Origin of the sequence: Lentzea sp. CA-135723 (assembly GCF_050936595.1) — a bacterium.
Taxonomy (GTDB): domain Bacteria; phylum Actinomycetota; class Actinomycetes; order Mycobacteriales; family Pseudonocardiaceae; genus Lentzea.
Genome location: NZ_JBNJMK010000001.1, coordinates 1,196,774 through 1,206,408 on the forward strand (window position 1 = coordinate 1,196,774; position 9,635 = coordinate 1,206,408).

Sequence of the window (9,635 nt, forward strand, 5' to 3'; positions counted from 1 at the left end):
GCGAGCTATATCGGGAAGCGGAGCAACCGGTGAAGGGTTGCCTTCGGTCAACACTGAAACTATCGAGCAGTCCAAGAAGTTGGACGACGGACAAGCCGGTGAGGCAATCCAGCTCGCCGGCCGGACCCGCTTCCGCGCCTTTCACCCCACGACCGGGCCACCGCTTCCCTCTCCCGCCCTGTGACTCCCCTGCTCCACCCGCCGCCCGCCCACCTCCCCCCTTTCCCGACTCCCATCGCATCTCGGCTCCCCGGATCCCTCCCCCTCCTTGCGCCCCTTCCCTCTCCCACCGGCCCTCCAGACCGCCCCGGCAACAACTCGCGCCTCAGTCCGCACTGAAACCTTCGAGTGATCCGAGCCGAGACGATGTTTCAACCCCCGTCCCAGCGGCTATGTCGACCGGAAATGGCAGGTCGCGCCGAACGGGCCCAGGCGAGGGGGTGCACGAACCGTGGGGATTCCTCATGATCGGGATCGAGGCACTAGGGTGACCCGCCGTGGACGCCCTTCCCGATCCGACAGACGCCCTTTCCGCTGTACCTGTCGCTGGTTCCCGGCGCTCGACGCCGGTGGTCGGGCACCTCAAGTTCTTCTTCGGTCCGATGGACTGCGGCAAGTCGACGCTCGCGCTCCAGATCGACCACAACAACTCGCGCCAGGGCCGGCGGGGTCTGCTGCTGGTGCGGCACGACCGGTCGGGGCGGCCGCAGATCTCCAGCCGCATCGGCATCACCCGCGAGGCCGCGGAGATCCGCGACGACGATCTCCGCCTGCTGGTGCGCTCGGAGTGGGCCGAGGGCAGGCGGGTGGACTACCTGATCGTGGACGAGGCGCAGTTCCTCACGGGCGAGCAGGTGGAGCAGCTGGCGGAGCTCGCGGACGACGTCCAGGTCGACGTCTACTGCTTCGGGCTCGCCACGGACTTCCGCGGGGAGATGTTCCCAGGGTCGCGGCGGCTGTTCGAGCTCGCCGACGAGCTGAAGGCGATTCAGGTCGAGGTGCTCTGCTGGTGCGGGGTTCCCGGGAGGTTCAACGCTCGGGTGCGGGCCGGACGGGTGATTCGCGCCGGGGACACCGTGCTGGTCGCCGACACGGTTTCGGACACGGAACAGCACCGATCGGGTACAGAGAGCAACACTGTAACCGACAACACGGAAACTACTGTCCGTTATCAGGTGCTCTGTCGGCGTCACTTTCGGTTGGGCGACCTAGGCCCTGACGTCGCACAAAGTGGTCAGCTTCGGTTGGCATAGGCGACTACCCACAGCCCCCACTGGGCCATTAGAGTGATGCATGAGCGCAGGAGCTTGATAACGCGTCACGATCCTGTGGCGATCGCATCCATTAGTAGGAAGCCTTCGTTGACGAGTGAACGACGTCACTGTGGGCGACCATGAGAGCGAACCGGAAACAAACGGAGCAATCCGGGCGTTGCACACGGTGAGCAAGAAGCCTGGGCCCCGGCCCTGAGCCGAGCGAAAGGACACCGCCATGGCCGACCGCGTTTTGCGTGGAAGCCGGCTCGGAGCAGTCAGCTACGAGACCGACCGAAACCACGATCTCGCTCCGCGCCGGGCAGCGCGGTACGCCTGCCCCAAGGGACACGACTTCGAGGTCCCGTTCTCCGACGACGCCGAGTTGCCGCCGACCTGGGAATGCCGCCTCCACGGCACCGAGTCGAAGATCATCGACGGTGTCGAGCCGGAGGTGAAGAAGATCAAGCCGCCGCGCACGCACTGGGACATGCTCCTGGAGCGCCGGTCGATCCCCGAGCTCGAGGAGCTGCTCGACGAGCGGCTCGAAGAGCTTCGCGGACGCCGCACCCGCACGGCCTGATCCAGGCCCGCAAGGTCGCAGACGCTTCAAGCCGTCCCGGTCTCCCGCCGGGACGGCTTTTTGCGTGCCGCACAAGGGCCTCTAGGAGGCCCGCAGAGCGCCCGTGATCAAGTTCCGGCCCCACCACACGCCCACGGCCGCCAGCACGGCCCAGATCGCCAACGCGACGACCGACCGCGGCGAGCCGAGATCGCTCAGCGCGTCCCCCAGCACGGCGGCGAGCACGGTCGACGGCACCAGCCCCAGCGCCGTGCCGAGCGCGAAGTCCCGCCCGCGCACCGAGGTCACGCCCGCGCCGTAGTTCGCCAGCGTGAACGGCAGGATCGGCAACAACCTGATCACGAGCGTCGCCTCGACCCCGCGCCGCTCGAAGACCCGTTCCAGCACGGCCAGCCGAGCGCCGAGCCACCCCTTGACCGTCTCCCGGCCGAGCCGGCGCGCGACCCCGAACGCGATCATCGCCCCCGCCGTGCACCCCGCGATCGCGAGAGCGCTCCCCCACCCCACCCCGAACAGCAGCCCAGCCGCCGTCGCGAGCACCGGTTTGGGGAAGAACACCGCCGTGCCCACCGCGCACACCGCCACGAACGCGACGGGCGCCCACGCACCGGCGCCGTCGACGAGGGCACGAAGCTCCGCGCCGTCGGGCAGATCCACGAACCGGGCCGCCACCGCCAGCGCCACGACGAGCAGCACCAGCACGATCAGGCCCACGCGTCGCATCAGCCCAACGTACCCGGCAGGCCGGCACTCATGACCATGCTGCTCCCCTCCGGGCAAGTCCGTGGACGCGAGGACCTGGACCGCGCCTTCCCTCCCCCGACCGGCCCCACCTCGCCGGCCGTGCTTTAGTGCGCGCCATGAGCTGGACCGACATCGAGGCCTGGATCGCCGGCAACCTCCCGGCCCTGCACGCCACCCTGCTCCCGCCGTCGTCCGCCGACGACATCAGGACGGCGGAACACTCGATCGGCCACCCGCTCCCCGCCGACCTCGCCGCGTGGTGGCGGCAGTTCGGCGGCATCGGCGAACGGACCCTGCTGTGGGACCTGATCCCCGGCTACTGGCAACCGCTGGGCCTCGCGGGAGCACTGGCGGACCGCGCGATGACCATGGAGGTCCGCAACGACCTCTTCGACTCCTCCCCCGAGGCCGCGCTCCAGCACCCGGCCGGTACCCAGAACACCGAGCTGTGGCTGCCCGCGTGGGTTCCCGTCGCCACCAACCTCGGCGGCAGCTACCTGTTCGCCGACCTGCGCGGTGGCCCGCTGCACGGGTGCGTGATGGCGTGGGACAACGTCGAAGGGGCCGATACGGAACCCTTGTACCCCACCGTGTCCGCGATGCTCGACCACGCGGCGCGCGCCCTGCGGGGCGAGACCGAACGCCGGGTCGTCGTCAAGGACGGCTACTTCGAGTGGGAATGAGACGCGCGTCCCACTCTCACGACGGACTCACGCCCTGCCCGCTAACGTGGTCCCCCGGTCTTACAACCAGACACAAGGAAGCGAGGTGAGCGACACATGCCAGGCGACAGTAGCCAGTGCAGGTGCACGCACCTCGCTGAACCCTTTCGGGCACGCTTGAGTTCTGGCGTGTGACGCACACCCCTGCACACAAGGGGAGTCACACGATGCACATCTTCGACATGACCCTGCGCATCGCCGAGAGCATGGGCCTCGGCGCGCTGATCGGGTTCGAGCGCCAGTACCGCGCTCGCATGGCGGGCCTGCGCACCAACGCGTTGGTGGCCGTGGGCGCCGCGCTGTTCGTCCTGCTGTCCGCCCAGGGTTTCGACGGCCAGGGCGACCCCACCCGCGTCGCGGCGCAGGTGGTCTCCGGCATCGGGTTCCTGGGCGCGGGCGTGATCCTGCGCGACGGGCTGTCGGTGCGCGGGTTGAACACCGCGGCCACGCTCTGGTGCGCGGCCGCGGTGGGCTCGCTCGCGGGTGCCGGCCTGCACGTCGTGGCGGCGGCGGGCACGGTCGCGATCATCCTGGTCAACGTGGGCCTGCGCGAGCTCGGCCGGGCCGTCGACCGCAAGGAAGACGACTAACGCGGCTGGTACGTCAGGCAGTTCGCGTGGTGGTCGCCCTCTCCCTGCCCGACCCGCACGCTCTGCGCCGTGCACTCCAGCGAGGCGTTGTGCGTGCAGTCGGTCCGGGAGCAGGCACCGACCTGCGCGACGACCTTGTCCAGGCCGCCCTTCGTGCCCAGCGGGATGAACGTGCCGCAGTCGGCCGCGCCGTTGTCGCCGCGCACGGTGATCGCGAACGCGTGGCAGCCGTCGTGGTTGTAGGAACAGTCGCTCACGGTGCAGTCGTGGACTGCGGGCATCGCCGGGTTCTCGAGGGTGGTCATGTCCGCTCCTGCCGTGGTGGGAAAGGTTCGGTGAACCGGACGATGCCACCGCGGCAGGAGCCCCGCAATTCGAGAATGATTAGGCGAGCCTATCCTTCAACAATCATTTCACCCGTGGTCCAGAACGCGTCGCAGGAACTTGCGGGTGCGTTCCTCGCGCGGATCACCGATGACCTGACCTGGGGTTCCGCGTTCCACGATCACCCCGCCGTCGAGGAAGAGCACCTGGTCGGCGACCTTCTCGGCGAACCGGATCTCGTGCGTGACAATGACCGTGGTCCACCCTTCCGAGGCCAGGTCCTTGATCACGGCGAGCACCTCCCCCACCAGTTCGGGATCCAGTGCGGAAGTGGGTTCGTCGAACAGCACGACGCGGGGTTTCAAAGCGAGCGCACGGGCAATACCCACGCGTTGTTGTTGTCCGCCGGAAAGCTGGTACGGGTACGAATCTGCTTTGTCGGCGAGGCCCACCTGGTCCAGCAACGCCCGCGCTTCCGAGACGACCTCGTCCTCCGGCCGCCGCTGCGCCACGACCGGTCCTTCGGTGAGGTTCTGCAGGACCGTGCGGTGCGGGAACAGGTTGTGCGCCTGGAACACCATGCCGCTCTGCCCCCGCAGCCGCGCACCCTCGGCGCGCCCGGCCTTGCCGGCGGGCAACGACGAGAAGTCGACCGACACGTCGTCGATGCGCACGACGCCGCTGCCGGGGACGTCGAGGACGTTGAGCGAGCGCAGCAGGGTGGTCTTGCCGGAGCCGGACGGCCCGAGCAGGACGGTGGAGGTGCCGCGCGGGGTGGTGAAGTCGATGCCGCGCAGCACGTCGAGCGAGCCGAACGACTTGTGCAGGCCGGAGACCTCGATGCGGATGTCGGTCATGCGATCACGTACCTGTTCAGCCTGGTCTCCAGTCGTTTCTGCCCTGCGGACAGCGCCACGCAGATCACCCAGTAGTAGAGGCCCGCGAAGGCGTAGAGAGCGAGGAACTCGTTGCTCTCGGCCGCGGCGAGCTGGGACTCGCGGAAGAGCTCGGTCAGCAGCACGACCGAGCCCAGCGAGGTGTCCTTCAGCAACGACAGCAGCGTGTTGGACAGCGGGGGCACGGCGGTGCGCGCGGCCTGGGGCAGCACGATGCGGCGCAACGTCTGCGCGTAGCCGAAACCGATCGTCGACGCCGCCTCGAACTGGCCCTTCGGCACCGACAGGATCGCCGAGCGGATCACCTCGGCCGCGTAGCCGGCGACGTTCAGCGAGAACGCGACCACGGCGGCGGTGAACGGCGGGAACTTCAGGCCGATCTGCGGCAGGCCGTAGAAGACGATGAACAGCTGCAACAGCAACGGTGTGCCGCGGATAACCGAGATGAACGCCCGCGCGAGGCCCGACAGCACGCGGTAGGGCGAGATCCGGGCCAGCGCCACCAGCAGCGCCAGCGCCAGGCCGATCGCGAACGACAGCGCCGTCAGCGGGATCGTGACCTTCACCAGTCCCACGAACATCGGCCAGGCCGTCGACGCCAGGACGTCCCAGGTGCTGCGCGGACCACGCCCCTGAGAAAGATCCGCCGCGCCACCGTCCTCAACGGACACATCCGCCTTGAAGTACTTCTGCGAGATGCCACGCAACGTGCCGTCGGCCTTCAGCGCGTCGATCGCGGTGTTCGCCTGCGTCAGCAACGCCCCGTCGGCCTGCCGGAAGGCGAGGACCTGCTCGCTGCCCGCCTGACCGGCGTCACCGGCGATCTCGACGTCCTTCGAGCCGGTGGTGGCGAGGTAGTCGAGCACGGCGATGTTGTCGTTGACGATCGCGTCGACCCTGCCCTGCTGCAGCAGCGCGGCGGCCTGCGCGAACCCTTCCACCGCCTCGACGTTCGCGCCGGCGTCGCGGGCCACCTTCGCCCAGTTGCTGGTGCTGGACTGGGCGGTGGTCTTGCCCCGCAGGTCCGCGACGGACTTGATCCGGTCGTCGCCCGTCCGTCGCACGATCACGCCGCGCGAGTAGGTGTAGGTGCTCGACAGGCCGTACTTGGCGGCGCGTTCGGGGTTGCGCGACACCTGGTTGGCGATGAGGTCGATGCGGGACGCGTCGAGCGCGGGGAAGATCGCGTCCCACTGCGTCTCGACGAACTCCAGCCGCCACCCGGCCTTGGCACCGATCGCCTTGACGACCTCGATGTCGTACCCGGTCAGTTCCTGGGTCGCTGGGTCGTGGAAGGAGAACGGCGGATACGTGCCCTCGGTGCCGGCACGGACCAACGGTGGTTGCTCTTGTTGCGCGTTCGCCGGTGCGGGGACGACGATCAACAGCAGCAGGAGCAGCACCGCGCCCCTGAACACTTGTCGCATCCGGGCAGGGTAGAGCGAACCGGGCGGGCGCCGCTGAAGATCCACTATGCGGGACGGGGTGTGCGGCATGGCTACGCTGACCACGGCGGACGGGCAGCTGGTGTCCTACGTGGACCACGGCGGTGACGGCCCGGCGGTCGTGCTGCTGCACAGCTTCCTGATGGACGTGACGATGTGGGCGCCGCAGGTCGCGGCGTTCGGTGACCGGTACCGGCTGATCGCGATCGACGAGCGCGGCCACGGCGACACCCCCGCCACCGGGCCGTTCGACCACTGGGACGTGGCCCGCGACGCGCTCGCCGTGCTGGACGCGCTGGACGTGCCGCGAGCGGCCGTGATCGGCACCAGTCAGGGCGGGTTCGCGGCGCTGCGGGTGGCGTTGCTCGCTCCCGGACGTGTCACGGCGTTGGCGTTGCTCGGCACGTCCGGCGAGCCGGAGGACGAGCAGGTGGCCGCCGCGTACGACCAGCTCGCCGAGGTGTGGATCGCGCAGGGGCCGGAGTCGGTGATCGAGGCCGTGGCGAAGATCTGCCTGGGCGACTACGACCCGGCGGACTGGACGCCGAAGTGGAGCGCCGTCGAACCCGCCCGGTTGCGGCTGATCATGAGCGCGCTGGTCTCCCGCGAGGGCGTGCTGGACCAGGTCGGTGCGATCGACGTGCCCGCACTCGTGCTGCACGGCACCGCGGACCTCGCGTACCCCTTCGCGAAGGCGGAGGCGCTGGTCGCCGCGCTCCCCCAGGCCGAGCCGTTGGTGCTGGTCGACGGCGGTGCGCACTTCCTCAGCCTCACGCACGCCGGCGACGTGAACCCGCACCTGGAGAGGTTCCTCGGCGCGACCCTCTAGCACCCCCTGGAATTATCCGGGGGGCGGTCCGGTTAGGCTTGATGACACATCAACTAACCGGGTCGGGTGTGCTGTGAAGATCGCTGTTCTGGGGGCGGGCCACGTCGGTCCCGTCGTCGCGCGCCTCGCCCTGGCGGCGGGGTACGAGGTGGGCATCGCGGGGTCGGGAGATCCCGCGCGGATCGAGATGATCGTCGACTTCCTCGCGCCCGGTGCCGTCGCGCAGACCGCCGCCGACGCCGTCGGGGACGCCGGCCTCGTGGTGCTGGCCATCCCGTGGCACCGGTTCCCGTCGCTGGAACCGAGGACGTTCGCGGGCAAGGTCGTCGTCGACGCGATGAACCACTGGCCGCCCGCCGAGCACCCGCTGGGCACCAGCGAGGAGGTCGCGCAACGGCTGACCGGCGCGCACGTCGTCAAAACCCTCAACCACGTCGCCTACCAGGACATGGAACCCGCCGCCGGTCGCGCGGTCGGGTTCGCCGGGAACGACCCCGACGCGCTGAAGGCCGTCGCGGAGTTCCTGGACCGCATCGGGTTCGACCCCGTGCCGATGGGCCCGCTGGCCGCCGGACGGCTGCTCGAACCCGGCAGCCCGCTGTTCGGCGTCGCGGCCCACCGGCACGAGTTCGAGACCTTCTTGAAGGAGCAGTCATGACCACGTTCGGCCTCGACACCTTCGGCGACGTCACGCACGACGCGTCCGGCACGCCGATCACCCACGGGCAGACCATCCGCAACGTCGTCGAGCAGGGCGTGCTGGCCGACCAGGTCGGGCTCGACTTCTTCGGCATCGGCGAGCACCACACCCCGGACATGCCGCTGTCGGCGGCCGACGTGGTGCTGGCCGCGATCGCCGCGCGCACGTCCACGATCCACCTCGGGTCGGCGGTGACGGTGCTCAGCTCGGACGACCCGGTGCGGGTGTTCCAGCGCTTCTCGACGCTGAACGCCGTCTCGGACGGCCGCGCCGAGATCATCCTGGGCCGCGGGTCGAGCATCGACTCGTTCCCGTTGTTCGGCTACGACCTCAACGACTACGAGGACCTCTTCGAAGAGAAGACCCACCTCTTCGCCGAGCTGCTCAAGGGCGGCCCGATCACCTGGCAGGGCAAGACCCGCGCGGCGCTGACCGAGCAGGACGTCGTGCCGTACACCGCGCCGTTCCCGACGTGGATCGGCGTAGGCGGCAGCCCGCAGTCCGTGGTGCGCGCCGCGTCGTACGGGTTCTCGCTGATGCTGGCGATCATCGGCGGCCACCCTGGCCGGTTCGCACCGTTCTCCGAGCTGTACAAGCACGCGCTGGAGAAGTTCGGCCGCGACCCGCTGCCGATCGGCATCCACTCCCCCGGCCACGTGGCGGAGACCGACGAGCAGGCGCGCGAGGAGTTCTGGCCGCACTACCTGGACGTGATCGGACGCCTCGGCAAGACGCGCGGGTTCGCCACGCCCACGCCGGAGTCGTACGCGCACGAGGTGGGCCCGCACGGCGCGCTGTTCGTCGGCTCGCCGGACACGGTGGCCGAGAAGATGGCGCGCACCATGAAGAAGCTCGACGCCAGCCGGTTCGACCTGAAGTACGGCATCGGCGGGCTCTCGCACGAGTCGCTGATGCGCACGATCGAGCTGTACGGCACGAAGGTCGTCCCGATGGTGCGGGACATGCTGGCCTGACGGTGTGGCTCGGCGAGATCGCCGAGCCACACCTGGCTCACTTCCTGGAGGACGCGATCTCGCACTCCTTCGCGTGCTCCAGGCCGAGCGAGATGGACGCCGCGTCGTTGTTCGGGCCGCCGAGCGCGTAGCTGATGGTGGCCGCGCCCGGTTCGTTGTGGACCTCGACGTAGCGGACTCCCTTGCCGCGCAGGCACTGCACGACCCGGTTGGCGAAGTCGAGCGCCTCCGGGTTCGTGGCGTCCTTCTCCCACGGCGGCAGCGGGTCCTTGTGCTCGCAGGCTTTCAGCGCCCGGTCGAGCTCCTCCTTGGTGGGCTGCGGCCTGCCGGGTTCGGCGGCGCGGCCCTTGCGGTCGAGGCCCTGCTCCGCCATGCACTGGTCGTGGGGCGCCTGGAGGGCCTCGATGTCCTCCGGCGTCATGTCGAGCCGTTCGCGGGGGCGGTCCTCCTGCTTCGCGGACGTCGGGGCGGCGCTGCTCGACGGGGTCGAGAGCGAGGCGACCTCCGGGCCCGCGTCGGGTTTCGCGCAGGCGGCCAGGAACAGCAGCGCCAACGCCAGGGTGGCCTTCTTCATC

12 protein-coding genes are annotated in these 9,635 nt (G+C 69.5%); 7 read left to right on the plus strand and 5 right to left on the minus strand.

Translation table 11 applies throughout. The features are described from left to right. Nucleotides 1-497 precede the first annotated feature (497 nt). Entirely contained in the window at nucleotides 498-1,253 is a 756-nt protein-coding gene (locus ACQEU1_RS05170; protein ID WP_382437734.1) for a thymidine kinase, read from the plus strand. A gap of 238 nt (nucleotides 1,254-1,491) precedes the next feature. After that, complete coding sequence (locus ACQEU1_RS05175) at nucleotides 1,492-1,836, plus strand: RNA polymerase-binding protein RbpA (protein WP_065919117.1); 345 nt, start codon at nucleotides 1,492-1,494, stop codon at nucleotides 1,834-1,836. An 81-nt stretch (nucleotides 1,837-1,917) separates the two neighbouring features. Here ACQEU1_RS05175 and ACQEU1_RS05180 read toward each other — a convergent pair whose 3' ends face one another. Continuing rightward, on the minus strand, nucleotides 1,918-2,559 hold the full coding sequence (locus ACQEU1_RS05180; RefSeq protein WP_433196750.1) for a TVP38/TMEM64 family protein: 642 nt from the start codon (nucleotides 2,557-2,559) through the stop codon (nucleotides 1,918-1,920). 137 nt (nucleotides 2,560-2,696) lie between these two features. Here ACQEU1_RS05180 and ACQEU1_RS05185 point away from each other — a divergent pair, with 137 nt between their 5' ends. Together ACQEU1_RS05185 and ACQEU1_RS05190 are read left to right on the plus strand one after the other, a co-directional pair. Then, nucleotides 2,697-3,263 carry an SMI1/KNR4 family protein gene (locus ACQEU1_RS05185; protein ID WP_433196752.1) on the plus strand — a complete coding sequence of 189 codons (567 nt, stop codon included), beginning with the start codon at nucleotides 2,697-2,699 and terminating at the stop codon, nucleotides 3,261-3,263. A 206-nt stretch (nucleotides 3,264-3,469) separates the two neighbouring features. Continuing rightward, nucleotides 3,470-3,892: an MgtC/SapB family protein gene (locus tag ACQEU1_RS05190; protein ID WP_433196754.1), complete on the plus strand. Its 423-nt coding sequence runs from the start codon at nucleotides 3,470-3,472 to the stop codon at nucleotides 3,890-3,892. Here the strand turns inward: ACQEU1_RS05190 and ACQEU1_RS05195 are convergent. The 3 genes from ACQEU1_RS05195 to ACQEU1_RS05205 form a co-directional block, all read right to left on the minus strand. After that, nucleotides 3,889-4,197: a DUF1540 domain-containing protein gene (locus ACQEU1_RS05195; protein ID WP_285639988.1), complete on the minus strand. Its 309-nt coding sequence runs from the start codon at nucleotides 4,195-4,197 to the stop codon at nucleotides 3,889-3,891. The genes ACQEU1_RS05190 and ACQEU1_RS05195 overlap by 4 nt on opposite strands. A 108-nt stretch (nucleotides 4,198-4,305) precedes the next feature. Next, the gene (locus ACQEU1_RS05200; RefSeq protein WP_433196756.1) at nucleotides 4,306-5,073 is read right to left on the minus strand and encodes an amino acid ABC transporter ATP-binding protein; all 768 of its coding nucleotides are present in this window, start codon (nucleotides 5,071-5,073) and stop codon (nucleotides 4,306-4,308) included. Next, nucleotides 5,070-6,539, minus strand: coding sequence for an ABC transporter substrate-binding protein/permease (locus ACQEU1_RS05205; RefSeq protein ID WP_433196758.1), 1,470 nt, complete (start codon nucleotides 6,537-6,539; stop codon nucleotides 5,070-5,072). The genes ACQEU1_RS05200 and ACQEU1_RS05205 overlap by 4 nt, the downstream gene beginning before the upstream one ends. 67 nt (nucleotides 6,540-6,606) lie before the next feature. Here ACQEU1_RS05205 and ACQEU1_RS05210 point away from each other — a divergent pair, with 67 nt between their 5' ends. From ACQEU1_RS05210 to ACQEU1_RS05220, 3 genes are all read left to right on the plus strand, one after another. Then, the gene (locus ACQEU1_RS05210; RefSeq protein ID WP_433196760.1) at nucleotides 6,607-7,386 is read left to right on the plus strand and encodes an alpha/beta fold hydrolase; all 780 of its coding nucleotides are present in this window, start codon (nucleotides 6,607-6,609) and stop codon (nucleotides 7,384-7,386) included. Nucleotides 7,387-7,459: 73 nt separating this feature from the next. Further along, nucleotides 7,460-8,044 (plus strand): NADPH-dependent F420 reductase, encoded by a 585-nt coding sequence (locus ACQEU1_RS05215; RefSeq protein WP_433196762.1) that lies wholly within the window; start codon nucleotides 7,460-7,462, stop codon nucleotides 8,042-8,044. After that, nucleotides 8,041-9,060, plus strand: coding sequence for an LLM class flavin-dependent oxidoreductase (locus tag ACQEU1_RS05220; protein ID WP_433196764.1), 1,020 nt, complete (start codon nucleotides 8,041-8,043; stop codon nucleotides 9,058-9,060). Before ACQEU1_RS05215 ends, ACQEU1_RS05220 begins: the two co-directional genes overlap by 4 nt. A 37-nt stretch (nucleotides 9,061-9,097) precedes the next feature. Here the strand turns inward: ACQEU1_RS05220 and ACQEU1_RS05225 are convergent, their stop codons facing one another. After that, the gene (locus ACQEU1_RS05225; RefSeq protein WP_433196766.1) at nucleotides 9,098-9,634 is read right to left on the minus strand and encodes a hypothetical protein; all 537 of its coding nucleotides are present in this window, start codon (nucleotides 9,632-9,634) and stop codon (nucleotides 9,098-9,100) included. Nucleotide 9,635 lies beyond the last annotated feature (1 nt).

What these genes read in the sequence shown, in the direction of transcription:
- ACQEU1_RS05175 (WP_065919117.1), top strand. Translation starts at nt 1,492, where the DNA reads ATGGCCGACCGCGTTTTGCGTGGAAGCCGGCTCGGAGCAGTCAGCTAC.
- ACQEU1_RS05180 (WP_433196750.1), bottom strand. Translation starts at nt 2,559, where the DNA reads ATGCGACGCGTGGGCCTGATCGTGCTGGTGCTGCTCGTCGTGGCGCTG.
- ACQEU1_RS05185 (WP_433196752.1), top strand. Translation starts at nt 2,697, where the DNA reads ATGAGCTGGACCGACATCGAGGCCTGGATCGCCGGCAACCTCCCGGCC.
- ACQEU1_RS05190 (WP_433196754.1), top strand. Translation starts at nt 3,470, where the DNA reads ATGCACATCTTCGACATGACCCTGCGCATCGCCGAGAGCATGGGCCTC.
- ACQEU1_RS05195 (WP_285639988.1), bottom strand. Translation starts at nt 4,197, where the DNA reads ATGACCACCCTCGAGAACCCGGCGATGCCCGCAGTCCACGACTGCACC.
- ACQEU1_RS05200 (WP_433196756.1), bottom strand. Translation starts at nt 5,073, where the DNA reads ATGACCGACATCCGCATCGAGGTCTCCGGCCTGCACAAGTCGTTCGGC.
- ACQEU1_RS05205 (WP_433196758.1), bottom strand. Translation starts at nt 6,539, where the DNA reads ATGCGACAAGTGTTCAGGGGCGCGGTGCTGCTCCTGCTGCTGTTGATC.
- ACQEU1_RS05210 (WP_433196760.1), top strand. Translation starts at nt 6,607, where the DNA reads ATGGCTACGCTGACCACGGCGGACGGGCAGCTGGTGTCCTACGTGGAC.
- ACQEU1_RS05220 (WP_433196764.1), top strand. Translation starts at nt 8,041, where the DNA reads ATGACCACGTTCGGCCTCGACACCTTCGGCGACGTCACGCACGACGCG.
- ACQEU1_RS05225 (WP_433196766.1), bottom strand. Translation starts at nt 9,634, where the DNA reads ATGAAGAAGGCCACCCTGGCGTTGGCGCTGCTGTTCCTGGCCGCCTGC.